Origin of the sequence: Ferroplasma acidarmanus Fer1 (genome assembly GCF_000152265.2) — an archaeon.
Lineage (GTDB): Archaea > Thermoplasmatota > Thermoplasmata > Thermoplasmatales > Thermoplasmataceae > Ferroplasma > Ferroplasma acidiphilum.
The window spans coordinates 772,096-791,804 of the sequence record NC_021592.1; the positions used below are offsets into that span (position 1 = coordinate 772,096).

Genomic DNA, 19,709 nt, shown 5'->3' on the forward strand with positions numbered 1-19,709 from the left:
CCAGTTATGTCCAGAGATATGCCAGAACCAGGAGATTTAGTAGTTGTTACGATCAAAGAAGTCCAGAATTATGGTGCAATTGTACAGCTGGATGAATATCCTGGCGTTTCAGGTTTTATTCACATAGCTGAGGTCGCAACAGGGTGGATAAAGCACATTAAAGACTTTGTCAGGGTTAACCAGAGAACAGTATGCAAGGTATTGAATGTAGATAGCAACAGGAGGCATGTTGACCTTTCCCTTAAAAGGGTTAACGAGCACCAGAAGAGGGAGAAGATAGAAGAATGGAAAAACGACCAGAAATCTGAGAAACTCCTGGAAATCGTGGCAAAGGAAGCAAACATATCTGATAAGGCTATAACAAAGAATATGGAAGATTACCTGGTATCAGAATATGGAAGTGCCTATGACGCATTCTTTGAGGCTGCATCAAATAAGGAGTTCATGAGCGATAAAAATGAGCCGTGGAAAGATGCATTCATAAAGGTTGCAAAGGAGAACATTTCAATTCCCATGGTAAAGATAGGCGGCGAGATAGATATGTATTCGCTGGCATCCAACGGAATAGAGCTCATAAGGGAAGCTCTTGATGTCGACTCCGGAAACAATATTGAAATAACATATGCAGGGTCTCCAAAATATAGGATTTCCATAGTAGATGAGGATTATAAATCTGCAGAGGAAAAATTGAAAAATGTGCTTGAAAAGATCTCAACTGCATGCAAAAAATACAGCATATCATACAGTTTCACAAGGGACGAACAATGAGAACTTTAATAAGGATATGCCCATCATGCAAACTGTACACAATGAATGATATATGCAGCAATTGTGGAACAGCAACTGTTATGGCAATCCCGATGAAATATTCGCCCGCGGACAAATTCCAGAAGTACAGGATTAAATTGCTTGAGGATGAACACAATGGAAAAAATAATGTTTAAAAATTATGAAGAACCTGAATTAAATTCCCCCATATTCGTAGGCGGGCTACCAGGCATAGGCAATGTTGGCAAAATTACCGTTGATTATTTTGTTGACAAATTAAAAATGAAAAAGCTGGCGGATGTGTATTCCGAATTCCTTCCACCACAGGTATTTATTAACAACAATGTGGTGCACCTGGTCAGGGAATCACTTTATTATAAAAAAACCAGTGGGGAACACGACTTTATTTTCCTCACAGGTGATTTCCAGGGAACTACACAGGAAGGGCAGTATGAACTTTCATATAGAATGCTTGAGTTTCTTAAAAAATATGAAGTTTCAATGATTTATACGCTTGGTGGCTATAGTGTTGGGAAGATAGTTGAAAAACCCCGCGTACTGGGAGCTGTAACAGACAAAAAACTGATAAAGCCCCTTGCCCGCAAAGGTGTTATTTTCTCAGAAGGCGAGCCAAGTGGTGGAATAGTTGGATCTGCCGGATTAATTCTTGGCATGGGAACTGAGCTATTTTCAATCCCCGGTGCCTGTTTTATGGGGGAAACATCAGGATATTTTGCCGACCCCAAGAGTGCAAGGGAAATAATAATGGTTCTGGCAAAGGTTCTTAAGACCAGAATAAACCTGAAAGACATAGATGAAAAAACCAGGCAGCTGGAGGATATAACCGAAAAGATGAAGCAGGAAGCACAGAACAAGGCTCCCAAGGATGACCTGGGATACTTTGGATAAACATTTTACATTATATCCATAGAATCCACACCATTTGTGGATAGTTATAATTTGGTTGGATAATGTCAAATTTTTATATTTTAATAACATGTAGTAATAATGAAAGCCGAAGTTTTTAAACCAGGCAACATTAAAAAATTGAAAAAGGATTTTGACAATATTAATGAATGTGACAAGCCCGTATATTATATGGTAATAAATCTTTTTGAATCTTTTCCGGGCAAAATTTCTGCAATAAAGGTATACAGGGGCAGCGATATTGATTTAAAGATAAGGCTGGGAAATACAGATTACAGATACATAAAAATATTGAAGTCAAAATCGGGGATGTTTGAAATTATGAGGCTACCCCTTGATGAGAGGAAAATTGGGAAATACAGCCTGTATGATATGATCAGGAATGATGTGGAATCCGGAAACGAGCTTAAAAGGGAGACAAGGAATGAAATATTGAAATATATAGATTTTAACAGGAACAGAAAAAAATTGCTTTATATCCTGAATGACAGCGAAAATGCAAATTATTACATTATGAAGGAAACAACAATAAAAGATATTGTGGTGCGTGACATAGAATATATGTATACAAAAAACAGTTCATACAGGGTATATAATGGCACAATACCTGTAAAATTTATAGGGGATTACTGGAGCAGTTACCTTAAAAGAAGGAAAAAGACAGAAATGGATGTATGGAAATCCTTAATAACACAATGAATTTTTAATTTAAAAGAGTTAACAGCATATACCAAAAATTATTAAATATAGTAATTATACGTAATAATGGATTATGATGTTGACGTTGCAGTGGTGGGAGGCGGGCTCGCCGGCATTTCTGCGGCGATAAGTGCTGCAAAAAATGGTCTCTCGGTTATAGTTCTCGAACGTGGGGAACACTCCGGGTCAAAAAATGTATCGGGTGGCAGGATGTATATCCATTCCTTAAAGACACTCCTGGGCGACAGATACAGGGATGCCCCGCTGGAACTGCCGATTAAGAAGGAAACCTTTGAAATTTATACAGGGAATAATAAGGCAAGCTTCTCATTTGAAAATAAAGATACTGAAAATAGTTACTCTATACTCAGGTCAAGGTTTGATGCATGGTTTGCTTCTGAAGCTGAAAATCTTGGAGTTCCTGTATCTTACTCCACACTTGTGTCAGGAATTGATAGGGAAGATGGTGGCCTTGTCGTTAAAAGTGACAGGGGAGATATAAGGACACCACTTGTAATAGAAAGTGATGGTGCTGCAGGTTTTGCTTCCAGATACCTTGGAATAAGGAAGGAAAAGGCATTTAAAATGCAGCCGGTGAAAAATCTACAGGAAAATCCTGATTTCATGCCAAAGCAATTCATGGTCGGAGTAAAGGAAATAGTGGACAAAAAACCTGATGCAGATTATGGTGAAGCAAAAACTATACTCGGGCTTTCCAATGGTGTAAAGGGTGGCGGATTTGCATACACAAATAAGGATTCTACCTCAATAGGGCTGACATTAAAGCTGGATTCCCTGGAGGGGCACAGTGAAAAGGCCTTCAATATAATAGAGGATTTCAGGGAAAAGCTCGGCATTGAGGGGAAGTTGCTTGAATATTCTGCCCATTTAATACCATTTTACAGGTTCGAAACCCTCCCGGCGAGATATGCGGATAACCTTATGGTTACAGGCGACGCAGCAGGATTTTTAATAAACGATGGATTTACAATAAGGGGCATGGACAATGCAATAGAATCCGGGCGCCTTGCGGGGGAAGCTGCTAAAAAAATAACAGATTCCGGTGATTTCAAGGACACATATATTTATGAACAGATGCTGGAGAAAAGCTTTATATTGAAAGATATGCAGGCTGCTTCAAGAGTATCTACATTATTTGGCAATGAAAGGACATTCGATGCATATCCGAAGATGATGGCAGGGATTCTTGAAAGGATGTTCACAGTTACAGACAATCCCCGGGAAAATATAAAAAGTGTTTTGATGGATGAAATAAAAAAGAACAATATCGGGTATTATACATTGCTGCAGGATATGTTAAAGGTGATATAATGGATTTAATAAAGAGACTTGGGCTAAATAAAAATGAAGTTGGAAACCAGAGCCATATAGAGGTCAATACCGAAATGTGCAAAATATGCGTTGATAAGCCATGCATAAAGGTTTGCCCCGCTGGAACATATGAAGAGGATAAGGAAAATGGCATATCTGTCCACTATGAAAGATGCCTGGAATGTGGAGCTGCACTTTATGCATGCCCATTTGGAGCTCTCCAATTCAAGTATCCTGAAAAGGGTGTAAGCTATATTTACGGATAAACTCCTGAAATATTAGCAATACTTAAAATACATCATAATAGCTTAATACTTTTACCTTCCTTTTATTATTTCTTTTCTGCAACTGCATGAGGCAAAATCACAGGACTTTATTGCAAATTCCGGGCACATGTCCAGTATCTCCGGAGTCTTTCTGGCAACAGCAGTTTCAATATTTTCTATAGATGTCCTGCATGCTGAGATAATTTTATCTATGTCAAACTTAACTTCGTGTACTTTTATGGTTTTTTCAAGTTTCGGATATACCACTACTATAAGGCCTTCTTTTATATTTCTCCTTGCGCATGTAATTGCCAGCTCCGAATAATATGTGTCAGGAATATTGTTCGTATATTTTGAATTATTTATCTTTAATAAATATGGAACTATTGTATTTTCGTCATATATATTTTTGATGATGTACCTGTCATCACCGTATAGTGGCAACGTTGATACCTTATTGATGTTTGCTTTTTCGGTTCCGCTTACATTCAGTATTGAACTGTCTATGGAACCCAGGACAAAGAATTTTATATTATTCTTTTCATAATAGGAATCAGGTATCTGCCCGCTGCTTCCTGCATTTCTGGAATCCCCGGTAATTTTGTGGTAATATTTCCTCGGGTATATAAGATCATAAAACCTGAGATCTATAGTACTTTTGCCATGTTCGTATATATCCTGAAGCCGGGATTCCATGCCATAATCCTCTTCTACGGTTGCCACATTGCTTATCCATGAAGAATCACTGTGGCGGAGTGAGTGGCAGGGGCATACCTGTGCCTCTGAGAACTGGCATCCATATCCAAAATATGAACACGGGGGAAAATCTCCGATATCTCCATTTTCCATAGCTCTGGTGATAAGGGAAAAACGGTAAACCATTTCATCTTCTATTATTGCCCTGTCATGTACTGAAACCTTATAAACATAAAATTTTTCATCTGAAAAGAAAACGAGGTAATTGTCTTCCGTGAAATTTTTATTCATTGCAGCATAGAAAAGCAACTGCTCAAGATCAGAACTGTAAACGCTGTATATGCTTTCAAGGTCTATCATGTCAACATGCTTCGTCTTGAATTCAACAATGGAATTATAGAGCATAAAATCTGCCCTCCCAACAACGTTTAATCCTATATCAGCACCGGTCAATATAACTTCAGATCCGGAAAAGCCCGGCAATTGTTCAAACCATTGCCTTGCAAGAAAATGTATTTCCTCTCCGTTTTTCATTCTGGCTTCAACGTTTTCTGGCAGCGGAATCTCTGGATATTTTCTTGTAAAATATGACCTTACAGGGTTTATAAGGTCTGTAACGTAAAGGTATTCGGGAATATCGAAATTTTTTATTTTTATTCTATCTTCCAGTACACGTGAAATGTATGTATTTTCAGTATCACTGAGGATGGAAGATTTAACTTCCCTTAAAAATGACATTATAATACATTGTTCCGGGCTTAAAAAAATTTTGTTTATAGTATTGAAAACTTATTTTCCCGTTTTTTCAACATCTTCAAGGATGCAATGTTTTCCAGGACTTCGCTGAGGTTAACATCATCAACGTTCAAATTATAGTTTTCTACTAATTTTTCCTTAAGTTTTTCTACATCAATTGGGTCTTCCATAAATTTCTTGGAAAGGTTATATGTATCTTCATAAACGTTCCATGGGAATATAAACCAGGCCCACTGTTCCTTTGAAAGCCCTTTTCCGTAGTAATCTGGAGTGTAATTAGAACCATTTACATAAAGCATTGATGTTGTTTTTACCGTTGCGGGGTCAAGGGACTTAATATAATTGTATGAGAGTTTCATGCTTTCTCCAGTATCTGTTATATCATCCACTATGAGAACTTTCTTTCCAGTAATATCATAATTCAATTTTTCCTTTAAAACAGCCTTTCCATCCATTGTAGCCGTTAATCCCCAGTGCTCGGTCTTAATTGACAGTAAATCTTTTTTGAAAAGGTAATCAGCAACCATTCTTGAAGGGACAAGGCCACCACGTGCAATGCCTATAATTATGTCGGGATTATAATTATCCTCTATGACCATTTTCATTATTCCCTTTGTCCATTCTTCTATTTCGTTCCATGAAACATATGTAGCCTTGAATTCCATTTCTATCTATGGATAAGTGGTTATTATTATTTTAAAGTTCTTTAAGTTACATCTCCTCGTGCAATGACAGTGGATAAAAAATATATTAGTATGAAAATTATCTGGCATGAACTCCCCTGTCATAACGGCAAAAAACACGCCAGACAGAGTATAAGGCAGTTATACTTATATCCACGAATACCCCTATACAATATATGGTTTCACGCGAAGACTTGTTCAGAAGCCAGGATAATTGCAGATAACCCCAGGATATTTATAACCTTAATACTGATCAAAGCAAATTCATTCTCCACCAATCCTGTTCAGTCAAACAGGCATCCTGAAGGTTATTTTTGATCTGCTGTTTCAGAAGAGGAGTTCCTGCTCAAAAATGTTAAAATTTTGCCGGATATAATTGCCTTCTCATTTTCATAAATGGCTGGAAATATAAATATATTTGAATCAATGTAGAAAATCTCGGTCATACTCCCCATCTAATATTTTATTTATATCTATATTATTTTTCAATTTCTTAGAATATGTGGCTGTGTAATAAGTTAAGTAGCTTTCAGTTGCTGGCTTCGATTTTTTAATAACTATGCAATCATCATTTAATGATACTATGACTTCTGTATTCTCTTTTACCCCGGTTATATTCCTGATTTCTTTCGGGATAACGACCTGCCCCTTCGGCCCTATCTTCATTTTTTTCTCCATAATAGTTATGTGTATAATCTTTATTTATACTTTATTATATTGAATTTAGAATATATTGTCCCGTAAATATTTCCTATATATACCCTCTAAAAATATAATAAAAGAATATAAGCCCAGAATGAAGTTAAATGAGAAAAAAATAAAATATATAATAAGGGAGAAAAATAAGAGAAGATCATCTACAGAAATAGCTAAGGAAATGAAAATAACAACAAGGTATGTAAATTACATATACAAAAAATACAGGGATAATGGAGAATATACAATAGGTAAAAGGAAACATAGGGAATTAAACAGCAAGGATATAGAAATAGTTAAAAAAATAAGATATGAATACCCTATGTCAGGACCTGAAAGAATAAGGAAATACCTTAAAAGAAAGGGGATAATAATAGCTAAAAACAATATATACAGAATACTGTTATTATTAAATATGGTTGATAACAGCAATAATAAGAAGAAACAGAGAAAATATATAAAATATGAGAGGAAACATAGCAACTCACTATGGCATATGGACTGGACTAAATACAGTGACAGTGAGAAGTTAATAATAATAGAAGATGATGCTTCAAGGTTCATAGTAGGAATGGGAATATACGGTGAGGAAACAATAGATAATACAATAGAAGCACTGGAAATAGCAATAAACACTTACGGTAAGCCTGAAGAGATATTAACAGACCATGGAACACAGTTCTTTTCAAATGGTAAGAATGGAATACCTGGAGATCACAATAAGTTCCAGGAATACTTAGATAACAGTAATATAAAACACATACTTGGAAGGGTAAAACACCCTGAAACAAATGGAAAACTGGAGAGATTAAACTATACCATAAAACGTTTAAGGCCATATTTCAGTACCTGGGAAGAGGTAGTATACCATTACAACTATGAAAGGATGCATGACTCACTGTCAGATGGTGATAATATAGTTACACCAGCAATGGCATATAAAAATAAAATGGTGGTAAAATGAAAAAATATAAATTCATACAGTATATAAAGGAAATAATAATGGGACAGTACAATATTGAATTTAGAAAAATAAATGGTATGGCTAGCCATAAGTTCTGGAATAAGCGGTGACTGTATAAACCAGTCAACCCCTATGATAAACACAAAAACCAGTATGGGATTAGTTTCTTAATGTTGTCAATGATTGCTATAGTATATCTTTTTAATAATATTTGGATTGTGTATATTGTGCATAATTATACCCAGTTAGGAATATTTAATAATCATAAATCCATAAAATAATATGGATTTTTCATTAAGTGATGAACAGAAACTGCTAAGAAAAAATACTGCAGAGTTTTTAGAAAAGAATTTAAAGCCTTTTGTCAGGGAAATAGACAACAATGGAGAAATTCCCATGGAATTTTTCAGGAAAGCCGGAGAAAATGGCATTATTTCACCATTAATTAAACTGAAATATGGCGGGCCAAGCCTCTCATTCATGGATTCTGTAATTATATCTGAGGAAATAGCCAGGATAGATACCAGTATGGCAACATCTGTATACTATTTATTGAATACTTCATGGGCATATGTACTTCAGAAGTACGGAAAACAGGAACTTAAGGATAAGCTGTTGCCAGAAATAGCGAATGGAAGCAAGTTTATCGGCATAGCATCTACTGAACCATCCGGAGGGAGTGATGTTGCTAATATTAAAACAACGGGAAGAATAGAAAATGGAAAGGTAATTATCAACGGAGAGAAGATGTACATAAGCGGCGCAGTGGAAGCCAAAAAGAATGGAGGAGGCCATCTTACACTGGTTAAGACAAAGGAAGGAGTAGGGCATAAGGGGATAACAATGGTATATGTCCCTGCCAACGCAGATGGCATTGAAATTACAAAATTAAATAACATGGGCAGGATGGGTATTTCTACCTCAGGGATAAAATATACAAATGTGGAAGTGCCTGAAGAGAACATAATAGGCGAAATAAACGAAGGATTTTACTATTCCATGGATGGGTTTAACCATGCACGTATAATGGTAGCTGCAGCATGCAACGGATTATCCTACAAAATGCTGGAAGAGGGATTGAACTACATTAAGGAAAGGAAAGCATTCGGAAAACACCTCAGTGACTTTGAGGCCATATCATTCGAAGCTGCAGATTTAAGAACGGATGTAGAAATGGCAGCACTGTTAAACTACAAAGCTGCATACCTTGCAGATGTGGAAGACCCTGATTTTTATATATATAGCTCTATGTCCAAGCTTAAATCACCCCAGATAGCAATGGATACGACAAAAAAGGTAATGATGTGGTTCGGTGCTTATGGCTATACAAAGGATTCAGGAATAGAGATGGCTGCAAGGGGAATATTCTCCTATCTTGTTGGAGCAGAAGGGGCATTGAATATCATGAAAGTTATTATATCTAAAGCAATTTTGAAATAATTATTTTATATTATTGACAGCTATACATATTTACACACACTATATTCAATATATTAATTCTTCTGATAATTCAAACCACTGAGCTCCTCCAAAATACCAATAAATTATTTAATAATAAATTATTTACTAATATTATTATCGTAATATATATATATTGATGTGTTAATATCATTATATATAAAGAGAATGGTAGCAGGTGTATTAATGCTAGTGATGTTTACTATGATTTTATTCGCCCCTGCAATAAGCAGCGGCTATATGGGGGGCAATCAGGTTCAATTGCCGTATTCCCCTATAATATGTACTCAGCATAGTAATTTGATTATTGAAACAAAAAATGTATCGTCAGGTCTATTTAGTTCTGTTAACTCGATCGACACAGGATATTTCAATGTCACACAAACCTATTATTATAATTATCACGACCTGGAACATGATATTGCATGCAATGTATTGGGAAAGGTAACCGGGAACACAGGAGGTTGTACAATAATTACACAACAGTTCAGTTATGTAATCACGGCTTCAAATTCTACCGGGACTTTTAAGGAGTATAACGGATATGTAGTAATGAAAAATCTAGGGTTTAGCTGGGGTGGTTCCTATACACACAATTACGTTGCAATGAATGTAAATCTTGAGATTTATAGTAATGGAGATGTATTTATGCAATATTCCATAGCCTATAGCAGGACACCATCTGAAATCAGTATGGCATTTATAGACATAACTGGCCTGGTAAAAAATATGGATTGTTAGGTGCATAGATGAAGCGAAGAACAATATTTATGACTGTAATTGCTATCTTAATAATATTAACAGCCAGTATTATGATAGCTGTTATAGACAATGTCTCCAGCGAGGTTGACGTAGAAAAGCCTTCGCCTGCAACAAATGGTGCATACTTTGTATATAGCTATACATCAAAGTTACGCTGTAAATCATTTCCGAGTAATTCTATATACAAAAATGAAACACTTAAGCATGGGGACTTATATATAAATGGTCGTATGTATATAAATATTACCGGATCTTCTGCAGTTTTTCATAGTTATTTATGTAACTCTACAGGAACCATTATAGCAAACAGAACATTTTCCGAGCCATTAAATGGAACTGTATTTACGGCTATGTTTCCAGAGGAAAACCACATCAATACAGGAAGTATTGTGATATTCGGCAATAATGTGATAGCAATAAAAGGAATGTATACAACATGCCCCTCTTCACATTATGTAGTTAATTATGGAAAAAAGCAGGTTCAATATATACCATATATTGGCAAGATCGAATCACTAACGGATGTTATACAGGATTACAATTATAGCCTTTTTAATTATGCAAATTTTATACAGTCAAGGGGATATTCAATACTGTCTTCAATATCGATTCCTGGAAATTCCAGCATAGCTGCTATGATACAGGACAATATCGGCATCAAGACATCATGGTTTACAATGAAACTTGACAGAACAAACGTAGGGATAACTGCTATAAATTATATATCCTATATTGAAAAGTATACAATAGTTTATGCGGTGATATGGATAATCGGCATAGGATATTTAATTTCCATAAAGGTAAAAAAGAAGAGATAATAATGGATGGAATATACTTTGACAATGCAACTAAGAGGTTCGACGATATAACTATATTCGAAAACTCTACATTCAGAGTTGATAAGGGAGTTACACTTTTAATCTCCCCAAATGGTTCCGGCAAAAGCACAATTATTTATTTAATAATGGGAAATTACCGCATTAACTCAGGGGAAATATACGTTAACGGCTATAATCCAGTGAACAATCACAGACTGGCTTTTTTAAATACATCGTTAATGCCTGAGAATCCAGTATATTTTGGTTCCGGGACTGTCAGGGAACATATTAGCCTGTTTTCTCGCTTAAAAGGAGTGGCCAGTTCCGAAATATATGGATTTTTGTCATATTTTAAGATGGAACATATTATAAATTCAAGGATATCTTCCTTAAGTATGGGAGAGGCACAGATACTGTACATATCATGTTATTTATCAGGAAACTATAAATTATATATATTTGATGAGCCAAATTCTAACCTTGACCAGCCAAACAGGAGGAGATTCGCTGAAGCTGTAAAATTAAAGCAATTAAATTCTAATTCTATATTTTTGATTACAAGCCACATAAACGATGAATTAAACCAGCAGGCAAATCAAATATTAACAATTACAGGAAATAAAGTCAGGGCATTTTACAGGGATGATATAAATATAGCCTACGCCCTGAAATTTTATGACATTAAAACTGTGGAGGGGAAATTAAAAGGATTAAAACATTTTATGGTTAACGATTCAATAGTCATTAAGAACGCTTCAATAAGGGATATAATAGACGTTATACCTGAAAGCAATATAAAGGAAATTACCAGAATTCCTCCTGCGATGGTTGAGTATTATGAGAATCAAAAATAATCTTATGTCTATTATTTTCCAGGACTTTGACAGCAGGTATTTCATTGAAATAATACTAATAATAGGCATATGTGCAACTGTATATTTCAGTTATATTCAATCTATATCCATATCGCCGCATTTAAATTTTGGTTACCCTGAAATTGGTGTGTTATTTTTTTTCAAGCAATATTTGTATTATGCATCATATCCGTTATTCACTATATTTTATATTGTTACAATAGTTATTTCATCCTATGAAGTATTTTTATTTTCTTCGTCTATAGTACGAAATAAATTTCTTGTTATGTATTCTATGGGATTCAGAAAGAATTCTATAATACTTTCATATTTTATTCTATTTGTTATTTATCCCCTACTCATATTATCCATTTCGTATTTTGTAATCTCCTACGTAGATTTTTTCTCAATAGAATATTATATAATATGGCATCTGGTACTGTTCACTTTTATAAGTTTGATGTTTTTTATAAGTATAGGCATGGTATTATCCGCAATAACAAAAAATTTATTGATCCCGGGTGCTTTCATTATAATATTCTTTTATTTTCTGGTACCGCTTGTATACATAAGGCCACAGAACACAATATTATACCATGTGGTTGATCCTGTATACGGCTATCTAAATTACGGCTTTAACCACATTACTTTTATTGGTGTTATAATAGAAGTATTGCTTTCTTTAATGTTTATATTCCTAACCATGCTGATAGCACGGTATAGAGATATGAAGGTGGTGAGATGAATTATAAAAGCCTGTTACGCATATTTCTTATATTATTAGTTATTTTTGCTGTATTAATTACCTCTATTCCCTTTGCAAACCATTATGATAATTCATTTACTCTTAATACCAAAAACAACATAACTGAAAAATACAATGGAACAACACACTACATAATTCAGGGGCGATACTATTCAGCATTCTTCAGAACATATGGAGGTAAATTGAAATTAATGCCGGACACCAGCATAATTGAAAATGGGCAAAACTATACGATTAATAACTGTGTATCAATTTATTCTGTTAGTCTGCATTATAATAATTCAACTGGCCATAAAATTTTTGAAAAAAATATTCTAAACACAGTAAATGTAAATTTGACAGCCGGATATTATATGATAAAATATAATTCGACACTAACAATTTATGGAAGGGAGAACTCCAGTCAGGTAAATAAATTAAATCTTATAGTTGTTGATCCGCCGGGAAATTATGCAATGATGGCCATTATTTACATTTTTGCCATACCAACAGCAGCCACTGGCATATTATCAGGAATTTTATATAATAAACATAAATAATGGTAAGTCAATAATTATCTTGCATATATTCCATTATTTAAAGTTTTATTGATACGGAGTAAATAACACAACAGTCTACATTTAACATTTTCAGAAAGTGTAGAGATAAATATCTTAAATTCAGGATTTATCTGATATTGCCAGGGCGCATATTTTAATTCTTACCTGATTTGCATTTAGATTAAATATTGTTCCAGGCATTATAGTTATATCATTCCATCATATATTCATCAATGTTTAAAGAGAATTTACTGAAAGATAAGAATATCCTGATTACAGGCGGAGGAACAGGCCTCGGAAAACAGATGACGGAAACTTTCCTGAAATTAGGTGCTACAGTATCAATAATTAGCAGGAAAGAAGAGCATCTTACTGCTGCAAAGGAATATTTTAATAATATGGGATACAAAATTGAAGCTGTGAAATGCGACATAAGGAATCCTGATGAGATTAAAAATGCAGTGGATTTAATAGAAAGTAAAACAGGGAAAATTAATGTTTTAATAAATAATGCAGCAGGAAATTTCATCAGCAGGACAGAGGACCTAACGCCGAAGGCATTTGATACTGTAATGGGGATTGTTTTACATGGGACAGCATATGCTTCACTGGAAATGGGGAAAAGGTGGCTCTCTAATTCCATGAAGGGTACAATACTAAGCATTGTGGCAACATATGCCTGGACAGGTTCCGGATATGTGGTCCCATCTGCAATATCCAAGGCTGGAGTTTTAGCCCTTACAAGGTCTCTTGCAGCCGAATGGGGGCATAAGGGGATAAGGACAGTTGCAATAGCTCCGGGGGCGTTTAAGACTGAAGGTGCGTGGTCAAGACTTCTCCCCGGTGATGATTATGAAAAGCAGATAATATCCGGAAACCCTGAAAGAAGGCTTGCAACAAAGGAAGAAATAGCCAACATAGCTGCTTTTCTTATCTCGGACATGGCAGCCTATATCAATGGGGAAGTTGTTACCGCCGATGGTGGGCAGGCATTATATGGCTCCAGCATGTTCAACATGATGGAAAGCCTTCCTGATGATATATGGAAAATGATGAGGCAAAGGTAATCAGGCAACATTATAATTGCTACCTGATAATTGTGCTGTTATAACCCATATAAAACAATGCTTACAATATTTATAAGAATACCTTTTAATACTCTCTTTTATATAGATATTAATGGCATCTAACGCACGCATACGGTATCTCATTACATCTATTGGCTCGATTATAACCTTTATTTCAGGAATTATAGTATTGCTTTTATTGTTTATTTCGGGGCTTGGAGGAGCAGCACAGCTTCTCTTTTTCAATCCAGCAGGAGCAGCAGTGATAGGCAGTTCCATTGTTATGGCAATTATTCCTATAATATGGATCATTCTGGCATATATTATTTACACCAGGGCAGACGGAGGTAGAAGAAAAGATAAAGTTCTCAATGGGGTTATTATAATATTCCTAGGATTTATAATACTTCTACTGGGTGGCGGATTTGTAATAGGCCCTGTTATGGAAATAGTAGGCGGATTTCTATTGATACTATAGGAATATACCATAATAATGCAATATTAAATTGCCAGTATTCTCAATAGATTAGAAAACTATAGCTAATTATGGGGCAAAGTCAGACACCGCACCACATACAGCAATAAAAATTAACTTTAAGTATTGCTAGATTATAGGCTGAAATTAAGTATATTTATTTTTATCAGACTGTACTCCATATGCTTGAGAATACATCCTGGAAGAAATCATAGATAAATTTCCGGAAATGTGCAGGATATTTTTATATAGTGCTAAACATTGACAAACGTATGGATAGTATTTTTAAATTGGGATTTCAAAAAAAGGAAACGGTCAGACAGGCTGCAGGTGAAAGCCTTGCAAGATTTATTATAATAGCTATTGTTGCTGGCCTGCCTGCTTTTCTGGAAGGGTTTGATGGAGAAATTTATTCCTTCGGATCGACGTATATTGTTCCCTCGCTGACAGGCCCGCTATACCTCTCAATAGGGCTTATACTTACAGGGTATGCTATAGGCATAGCCATATTCAGCCTTGTGGGAGGATACTTATTTGATAGGTATTCAGTTAAGAACACCGTTATTCTCTCTGTGCTGGTGTTTTCAGCCTTCACCATAATGACAGGCTTTGTTACAACAACACCTGAATTATTCATAGCAAGGCTTGGCGTTGGAGTGGGTGTTGGCATATTCCAGCCTGCTGGAGTAGCTCTACTTGGCGACATATTCTATGAAACCAGGGGGAGGGCTGTATCTGTCTGGGCCACTTTCTTCTCAATAGGGCTATTTGCCAGCCCTTATCTTATAGAACCATTCCTTCCTGCATTCAGGCTTCCATTCGAAATATCTGGTGCACTGGCAATAATTATCCTGGCACTGGTAATAATGGTAATACCTGTTACATTCAAAAAGGAAAAGCCAACAACAAAATTGAACATAAGAAATGTCTTCAACAGGAATATTATACTTTTATCCATATCGGTATTCTTCTTCGGAATAGCATTATTTGCAGGATACCTTGGCTATTTCTCCGACTACCTGATAAAGGGCCTTCTAATATCTAAAGGGAATGCGGCTATAATAGCTTCAATGGCAGGAGCAGGGGGATTCATAATGGCTTTCCCCATTGGATACACAGCCGATAAGATAGGAAGAAAGTATATGGTGATAATAACCTCACTTTTAATTGCTTTCGGTTCCCTGGGAATGTTTTTCCTGTTTACATCATTTGCAGGGCTTATTGTATCTACTTTCATTTTTGGAGCCGGATGGGGAGTCTATGTTGACCTTCTTGTGGCCCTCGGGCAGGATTCCGTAGAGGATAGGATAGTTGGGACGATTTCTGGTTTTCTATTCTTTATATTCAATGTGGGAACCATAATAGGAGGGCCATTATACGAAGCTCTCCTATCAGAGGGATTCAAGAAAACATCGCTTCTGTCTGTAATTATACCTGCATTCCTGGCAGTATTGTTTGTGGTGTTCACAAAAAAGATGACAAAAAGCACAATAGAAGAACATCCGGAATTCGAGAAGCAGGCATCATAATTTTTTAAATTTTAACTCTCATTTCTTAATTTATATATGTGACGGTGCAAAAGGTATAAAATTACAAGTATTATTACAGTTGGCAATGCCGCATAATAGGTGAAAAACTTGAATGAAAAATAAATATTCGATACAGCGGCGTAAATTACCATTATAATGGCCACTGCACCTATAATGTAATCTAAAATGGCAAGCCTTTCCATAGCTTCGGATTTTTACCTTATATATTAAGTTTTATTAAGTGGCATGGTACATGCAGATATATTTTTATGTAAAATTATTAAATAATTAGAACCGATATATTGAAAGATGGGATTTGGGTGCAGAATTTGATAGCTCTTTTAAAAGGCTGTTATGGTGGATATTTATATCTACAAGGGGAGGGGAAATGCGTATTAAAGTAATGAAATCGCTGATGGAATCCCCTAAAAACGCTTATGGATTGAGTTGTAGCCTTGGTGTAAATTACCGTACCATTGAACACCATATGAAAGTTCTGCTTTCAAATAATTTTGTTGTTGTACAGGGCCAGGGTTACGGGAAGGTATACTTTCCAAGCCCCACTCTGGTAAACAATATCAAAACATTTCAAGAAACACTTGCGGCTGCAGGGATTAAATGGGATCCTTAATTATAGATTTGGTATGTAACAAATTCCATGATAATAGCAATAGTATATCTGGCTAAATCTAACACTTATAAAGCGTATTCTATGTTAAGTGCCGGAAAACTATGACAGGAAGATAGAATTAAATTATATGTTAATTATAACGTAACTGTTTATTCAGATTTATACAGAATTTGCATATAACTTATCTATAATTTGTATGTAATTTTGAAATATTCTTAAATTAATTTCACTTATAATCAAGTGATAAATATGAACATGAAAATGTTAACAGCTATATTTATTGCTTTGACAATAATATTTGCAGGGCTTTTTATAGGTTTTTACGCCGTTGATAACTCAACAATTGCACATAAAGATACCCAGCTAAAAAAATCACAGGATGCATACAGCGATGCAAAAGCATCATCAGCTCTGGAAGCGGCTTATGCCCACTGGAACAATATAACCATAGAGAATCTTGCAAATGTTTCTGCTGGATACACAGATAATGCAACGTTGCACTGGATCGGGGGGCCTTTAAATGGAGTGTACTCTGGAATAACTAGCATAAATTCAACCTGGAGCAAGTTCTTCAAGACATGGTCAGCAGTATGGTTTTATGCAGAAACACCACCAACTGTGATAGTAAATGGCAATTATTCAAATGTAACATCAACCAACCAGTTTATATTAACGCCATTCAACAATGAAACACAGGTACAGTACCTGAATGTAAGCTATACACTTAATATGATGTATATGAATAACAGCTGGCACATATACAATGAAATATGGCATATAACAGGGTCTGGATATGTATCATATGCACAGGAATTTGCAGAGTACAATGAGATTAATGCATTATCATTGCAGCACTGGAACCAGATAGCAATTGAGAATCTGTCGCTAATAATGAAAGAATATGCAAATAATGCAACGTTGCACTGGATCGGAGGGCCATTAAACGGAACATATTCCGGAATAACAAGCATAAATTCAACATGGAACAAGTTCTTCACAGCCTGGAAAGCCGTATGGTTCTATGCATCAACCAGCACTACGAATAATCCGGAAATATCGATAAACGGGAATATGGCAACAGTAAGTGCAAACTTTACACAGTTTATAGTCCAGAATGCAACAACAAATGCGTTCCAGTATATAAATACAACATATGCTATAACATACTATAACTATGGATTCAACGGCCATCTGGGAGAAAACAGTTTCAAAATAGTAAATGAAACATTCCGCATAACCGGTTCAGGGAATTTAACTGATCTTTAATAAACTAAATATTTTTATTTTGTACTTATATTTAGCAAATAAATTATAATAAAGAAAAATTATAGGGTAATTCAATGGAATATATATGGATAACAAATATGGTAATTATTGCTATTGAATTCATAATATTTTTAATAATCAGCTTTAGCTACATAAAAAATTATAAAAAAACTGGATTAAAAGTATATAATCAAATATTTGTATTCTTATTTGTATTCATGGTTCAAAGTGCAATGACACTCTATATTTATTACAATTTTTCAAAATTTCTGGGATTAAATGTGTCTTTACCATTATTAATTATAAATATTACAGGATTAACAGGAACTGTATTATTGTATAGATTTATATCGCAGTAATTTTCCATGGTAATTTGCATCTTTTCTAGAATAAAAACCGTATAATAGAATAATTTAACATTTCAGGGCATTATATTTCTAACATTGTTTGATATTCATCCAGTTTTACAGGTTTTCCTTATCTTAAATAGGGAGTATAAACTTCAAAATATATATTTACAGGATAAATTATAAATTTGAAACAAATAAATGAAAAATTAGTAGAACCATTAATATAGATTGATATCATATTTCCTTATGGAGACTGAAGAATACATAATTGCAATGCGGGAATATTTCCACGAAAACCCGGAATTGAGCTTTAAAGAATTTAAAACTGCAGATAGGCTGGAAAAGGAATTAAGAGATATGGGCTTAAACCCGAAAAGGATCACAGAAACCGGAATAATTGCAGATATAAAGGGAAATGGGAAAAAAACAGTGGCAATAAGGGCAGATATAGATGCTTTGCCAGTTACAGAAGAAAACAAAGTTAGCTATGTGTCTAAAAATAAAGGTGTAATGCATGCCTGCGGCCATGATACCCATATGGCCATGCTATTAGGAGCAGCAAAAATGCTGATAGTAGAAAAGGAAAAACTCAATGGCAACATAAGGTTAATTTTCCAGCCAGCCGAGGAACTCCCTCCAGGTGGTGCGGTTGGCATGATTAAAAACGGTGCACTGGAGAATGTGGACTTTGTAATAGGGCAGCATATAATGGGATTTATACCTGCAGGAAAGATAGCAATATACTATAAGGAAATGATGGCAAATGCAGACGAATTTGATATTAAAATACATGGGAAAGGCGGGCATGGTTCTGCGCCACAGGATTCAATTGATGCTATTTACATAACCGCACACCTTATAGAAATGCTGAATACAATTGTTTCAAGGGAAATTGACCCACAGGAGCCTGCAGTAATAACAACCGGAACAGTGAATTCAGGATATAGATATAACATAATAGCTGCACATGCGGAACTCACAGGAACTGTAAGGACATTCAACATAGAGGTTCAGGAAAAGATAATAAAAAGGATAAAGGATATATTAGAAGGACTAAAATCCATTTATGGAATTGAATATGAGTATGAATACAAGAAGGGATATCCAGTTCTGGTAAATAACGAAAAAATAGCTAAATATATAGAGGAAGCGGCAAAGAGGATTGTTGGGAAAGATAATATAATACATCCAAAGCCCAATATGGGAGGTGAAGACTTCGCATACTTCCTGCAGAAAGTTCCTGGGGCTTATTATTTCATTGGCGGGAGCAATTCTGAAAGAGGAATTGATTCTATGAATCATTCGCCAACTTTTGATGTGGATGAAAGTGCACTTTATACCGGTGCGAAGGTTTTGAAGGAAGCCGCAATGGAAATATTGAATAAGGAATAAATTAACTATTTTATC

Annotated in this window: 24 protein-coding genes; 20 read left to right on the forward strand and 4 right to left on the reverse strand. The window is 35.2% G+C overall.

What is annotated here, in order from left to right; translation table 11 throughout:
* The first annotated feature begins 18 nt into the window (after positions 1–18).
* The 6 genes from FACI_RS03765 (at position 19) to FACI_RS03790 (ending at position 3,992) form a co-directional block, all read left to right on the forward strand.
* Positions 19–768, forward strand: a complete 750-nt coding sequence (locus FACI_RS03765) for a translation initiation factor IF-2 subunit alpha (protein ID WP_236942515.1) — start codon at positions 19–21, stop codon at positions 766–768.
* Positions 765–944 (forward strand): RNA-protein complex protein Nop10, encoded by a 180-nt coding sequence (locus FACI_RS03770; RefSeq protein ID WP_009886794.1) that lies wholly within the window; start codon positions 765–767, stop codon positions 942–944. The genes FACI_RS03765 and FACI_RS03770 overlap by 4 nt, the downstream gene beginning before the upstream one ends.
* Positions 925–1,677 (forward strand): proteasome assembly chaperone family protein, encoded by a 753-nt coding sequence (locus FACI_RS03775; protein WP_019841483.1) that lies wholly within the window; start codon positions 925–927, stop codon positions 1,675–1,677. The genes FACI_RS03770 and FACI_RS03775 overlap by 20 nt, the downstream gene beginning before the upstream one ends.
* Before the next feature lie 99 nt (positions 1,678–1,776).
* Positions 1,777–2,394 carry a hypothetical protein gene (locus FACI_RS03780; protein ID WP_009886796.1) on the forward strand — a complete coding sequence of 206 codons (618 nt, stop codon included), beginning with the start codon at positions 1,777–1,779 and terminating at the stop codon, positions 2,392–2,394.
* Between the two features lie 66 nt (positions 2,395–2,460).
* On the forward strand, positions 2,461–3,726 hold the full coding sequence (locus FACI_RS03785; RefSeq protein ID WP_009886797.1) for an FAD-dependent oxidoreductase: 1,266 nt from the start codon (positions 2,461–2,463) through the stop codon (positions 3,724–3,726).
* Positions 3,723–3,992 carry a ferredoxin family protein gene (locus FACI_RS03790; RefSeq protein WP_171481533.1) on the forward strand — a complete coding sequence of 90 codons (270 nt, stop codon included), beginning with the start codon at positions 3,723–3,725 and terminating at the stop codon, positions 3,990–3,992. The genes FACI_RS03785 and FACI_RS03790 overlap by 4 nt, the downstream gene beginning before the upstream one ends.
* A 51-nt stretch (positions 3,993–4,043) precedes the next feature.
* Here the strand turns inward: FACI_RS03790 and FACI_RS03795 are convergent, their stop codons facing one another.
* The 3 genes from FACI_RS03795 to FACI_RS03810 all read right to left on the reverse strand — a co-directional run bounded on the left by FACI_RS03795 (position 4,044) and on the right by FACI_RS03810 (position 6,805).
* Positions 4,044–5,426 (reverse strand): PD-(D/E)XK nuclease family protein, encoded by a 1,383-nt coding sequence (locus FACI_RS03795; RefSeq protein WP_009886799.1) that lies wholly within the window; start codon positions 5,424–5,426, stop codon positions 4,044–4,046.
* A gap of 35 nt (positions 5,427–5,461) precedes the next feature.
* The gene (locus FACI_RS03800; protein WP_009886800.1) at positions 5,462–6,109 is read right to left on the reverse strand and encodes a phosphoribosyltransferase; all 648 of its coding nucleotides are present in this window, start codon (positions 6,107–6,109) and stop codon (positions 5,462–5,464) included.
* A 441-nt stretch (positions 6,110–6,550) separates the two neighbouring features.
* Positions 6,551–6,805, reverse strand: a complete 255-nt coding sequence (locus FACI_RS03810) for an AbrB/MazE/SpoVT family DNA-binding domain-containing protein (RefSeq protein WP_009886802.1) — start codon at positions 6,803–6,805, stop codon at positions 6,551–6,553.
* A gap of 118 nt (positions 6,806–6,923) precedes the next feature.
* Here FACI_RS03810 and FACI_RS03815 point away from each other — a divergent pair, with 118 nt between their 5' ends.
* The 10 genes from FACI_RS03815 to FACI_RS03860 all read left to right on the forward strand — a co-directional run bounded on the left by FACI_RS03815 (position 6,924) and on the right by FACI_RS03860 (position 16,055).
* Positions 6,924–7,787: an IS481-like element ISFac5 family transposase gene (locus tag FACI_RS03815; protein WP_009886695.1), complete on the forward strand. Its 864-nt coding sequence runs from the start codon at positions 6,924–6,926 to the stop codon at positions 7,785–7,787.
* A 282-nt stretch (positions 7,788–8,069) separates the two neighbouring features.
* A complete protein-coding gene (locus FACI_RS03820; protein WP_009886805.1) occupies positions 8,070–9,227 on the forward strand; it encodes an acyl-CoA dehydrogenase family protein in 1,158 nt (385 codons plus the stop codon).
* A 204-nt stretch (positions 9,228–9,431) separates the two neighbouring features.
* The gene (locus tag FACI_RS03825; protein WP_148285723.1) at positions 9,432–9,986 is read left to right on the forward strand and encodes a hypothetical protein; all 555 of its coding nucleotides are present in this window, start codon (positions 9,432–9,434) and stop codon (positions 9,984–9,986) included.
* An 8-nt stretch (positions 9,987–9,994) separates the two neighbouring features.
* On the forward strand, positions 9,995–10,825 hold the full coding sequence (locus tag FACI_RS03830; protein ID WP_019841485.1) for a hypothetical protein: 831 nt from the start codon (positions 9,995–9,997) through the stop codon (positions 10,823–10,825).
* Positions 10,826–10,827: 2 nt separating this feature from the next.
* Complete coding sequence (locus FACI_RS03835; RefSeq protein WP_187288965.1) at positions 10,828–11,679, forward strand: ATP-binding cassette domain-containing protein; 852 nt, start codon at positions 10,828–10,830, stop codon at positions 11,677–11,679.
* Entirely contained in the window at positions 11,663–12,424 is a 762-nt protein-coding gene (locus tag FACI_RS03840; RefSeq protein WP_009886809.1) for a hypothetical protein, read from the forward strand. Before FACI_RS03835 ends, FACI_RS03840 begins: the two co-directional genes overlap by 17 nt.
* On the forward strand, positions 12,421–12,984 hold the full coding sequence (locus FACI_RS03845; protein WP_009886810.1) for a hypothetical protein: 564 nt from the start codon (positions 12,421–12,423) through the stop codon (positions 12,982–12,984). The genes FACI_RS03840 and FACI_RS03845 overlap by 4 nt, the downstream gene beginning before the upstream one ends.
* A gap of 233 nt (positions 12,985–13,217) precedes the next feature.
* Positions 13,218–14,051 carry an SDR family oxidoreductase gene (locus FACI_RS03850; RefSeq protein ID WP_009886811.1) on the forward strand — a complete coding sequence of 278 codons (834 nt, stop codon included), beginning with the start codon at positions 13,218–13,220 and terminating at the stop codon, positions 14,049–14,051.
* A 112-nt stretch (positions 14,052–14,163) separates the two neighbouring features.
* On the forward strand, positions 14,164–14,529 hold the full coding sequence (locus FACI_RS03855; RefSeq protein ID WP_009886812.1) for a hypothetical protein: 366 nt from the start codon (positions 14,164–14,166) through the stop codon (positions 14,527–14,529).
* 269 nt (positions 14,530–14,798) lie between these two features.
* Complete coding sequence (locus FACI_RS03860; RefSeq protein WP_009886813.1) at positions 14,799–16,055, forward strand: MFS transporter; 1,257 nt, start codon at positions 14,799–14,801, stop codon at positions 16,053–16,055.
* 11 nt (positions 16,056–16,066) lie between these two features.
* Here the strand turns inward: FACI_RS03860 and FACI_RS03865 are convergent, their stop codons facing one another.
* Positions 16,067–16,258, reverse strand: coding sequence for a hypothetical protein (locus FACI_RS03865; protein ID WP_009886814.1), 192 nt, complete (start codon positions 16,256–16,258; stop codon positions 16,067–16,069).
* 185 nt (positions 16,259–16,443) lie between these two features.
* Here FACI_RS03865 and FACI_RS03870 point away from each other — a divergent pair, with 185 nt between their 5' ends.
* From FACI_RS03870 to FACI_RS03885, 4 genes are all read left to right on the forward strand, one after another.
* A complete protein-coding gene (locus tag FACI_RS03870) occupies positions 16,444–16,686 on the forward strand; it encodes a helix-turn-helix domain-containing protein (protein ID WP_019841487.1) in 243 nt (80 codons plus the stop codon).
* A gap of 249 nt (positions 16,687–16,935) precedes the next feature.
* Positions 16,936–17,952, forward strand: a complete 1,017-nt coding sequence (locus FACI_RS03875) for a nuclear transport factor 2-like protein (RefSeq protein ID WP_009886816.1) — start codon at positions 16,936–16,938, stop codon at positions 17,950–17,952.
* 74 nt (positions 17,953–18,026) lie between these two features.
* Positions 18,027–18,311, forward strand: a complete 285-nt coding sequence (locus FACI_RS03880; RefSeq protein ID WP_009886817.1) for a hypothetical protein — start codon at positions 18,027–18,029, stop codon at positions 18,309–18,311.
* Positions 18,312–18,548: 237 nt separating this feature from the next.
* Positions 18,549–19,694, forward strand: coding sequence for a M20 metallopeptidase family protein (locus FACI_RS03885; RefSeq protein WP_009886818.1), 1,146 nt, complete (start codon positions 18,549–18,551; stop codon positions 19,692–19,694).
* Positions 19,695–19,709: the final 15 nt, after the last annotated feature.

Bases quoted from the DNA above. Each gene is read 5' to 3' on its own strand.
- FACI_RS03765 (WP_236942515.1), top strand. From the start codon at position 19: ATGCCAGAACCAGGAGATTTAGTAGTTGTTACGATCAAAGAAGTCCAG.
- FACI_RS03770 (WP_009886794.1), top strand. From the start codon at position 765: ATGAGAACTTTAATAAGGATATGCCCATCATGCAAACTGTACACAATG.
- FACI_RS03775 (WP_019841483.1), top strand. From the start codon at position 925: ATGGAAAAAATAATGTTTAAAAATTATGAAGAACCTGAATTAAATTCC.
- FACI_RS03780 (WP_009886796.1), top strand. From the start codon at position 1,777: ATGAAAGCCGAAGTTTTTAAACCAGGCAACATTAAAAAATTGAAAAAG.
- FACI_RS03785 (WP_009886797.1), top strand. From the start codon at position 2,461: ATGGATTATGATGTTGACGTTGCAGTGGTGGGAGGCGGGCTCGCCGGC.
- FACI_RS03795 (WP_009886799.1), bottom strand. From the start codon at position 5,426: ATGTCATTTTTAAGGGAAGTTAAATCTTCCATCCTCAGTGATACTGAA.
- FACI_RS03800 (WP_009886800.1), bottom strand. From the start codon at position 6,109: ATGGAATTCAAGGCTACATATGTTTCATGGAACGAAATAGAAGAATGG.
- FACI_RS03810 (WP_009886802.1), bottom strand. From the start codon at position 6,805: ATGGAGAAAAAAATGAAGATAGGGCCGAAGGGGCAGGTCGTTATCCCG.
- FACI_RS03815 (WP_009886695.1), top strand. From the start codon at position 6,924: ATGAAGTTAAATGAGAAAAAAATAAAATATATAATAAGGGAGAAAAAT.
- FACI_RS03820 (WP_009886805.1), top strand. From the start codon at position 8,070: ATGGATTTTTCATTAAGTGATGAACAGAAACTGCTAAGAAAAAATACT.
- FACI_RS03825 (WP_148285723.1), top strand. From the start codon at position 9,432: ATGCTAGTGATGTTTACTATGATTTTATTCGCCCCTGCAATAAGCAGC.
- FACI_RS03830 (WP_019841485.1), top strand. From the start codon at position 9,995: ATGAAGCGAAGAACAATATTTATGACTGTAATTGCTATCTTAATAATA.
- FACI_RS03835 (WP_187288965.1), top strand. From the start codon at position 10,828: ATGGATGGAATATACTTTGACAATGCAACTAAGAGGTTCGACGATATA.
- FACI_RS03840 (WP_009886809.1), top strand. From the start codon at position 11,663: ATGAGAATCAAAAATAATCTTATGTCTATTATTTTCCAGGACTTTGAC.
- FACI_RS03845 (WP_009886810.1), top strand. From the start codon at position 12,421: ATGAATTATAAAAGCCTGTTACGCATATTTCTTATATTATTAGTTATT.
- FACI_RS03850 (WP_009886811.1), top strand. From the start codon at position 13,218: ATGTTTAAAGAGAATTTACTGAAAGATAAGAATATCCTGATTACAGGC.
- FACI_RS03855 (WP_009886812.1), top strand. From the start codon at position 14,164: ATGGCATCTAACGCACGCATACGGTATCTCATTACATCTATTGGCTCG.
- FACI_RS03860 (WP_009886813.1), top strand. From the start codon at position 14,799: ATGGATAGTATTTTTAAATTGGGATTTCAAAAAAAGGAAACGGTCAGA.
- FACI_RS03865 (WP_009886814.1), bottom strand. From the start codon at position 16,258: ATGGAAAGGCTTGCCATTTTAGATTACATTATAGGTGCAGTGGCCATT.
- FACI_RS03870 (WP_019841487.1), top strand. From the start codon at position 16,444: ATGCGTATTAAAGTAATGAAATCGCTGATGGAATCCCCTAAAAACGCT.
- FACI_RS03875 (WP_009886816.1), top strand. From the start codon at position 16,936: ATGAACATGAAAATGTTAACAGCTATATTTATTGCTTTGACAATAATA.
- FACI_RS03880 (WP_009886817.1), top strand. From the start codon at position 18,027: ATGGAATATATATGGATAACAAATATGGTAATTATTGCTATTGAATTC.
- FACI_RS03885 (WP_009886818.1), top strand. From the start codon at position 18,549: ATGGAGACTGAAGAATACATAATTGCAATGCGGGAATATTTCCACGAA.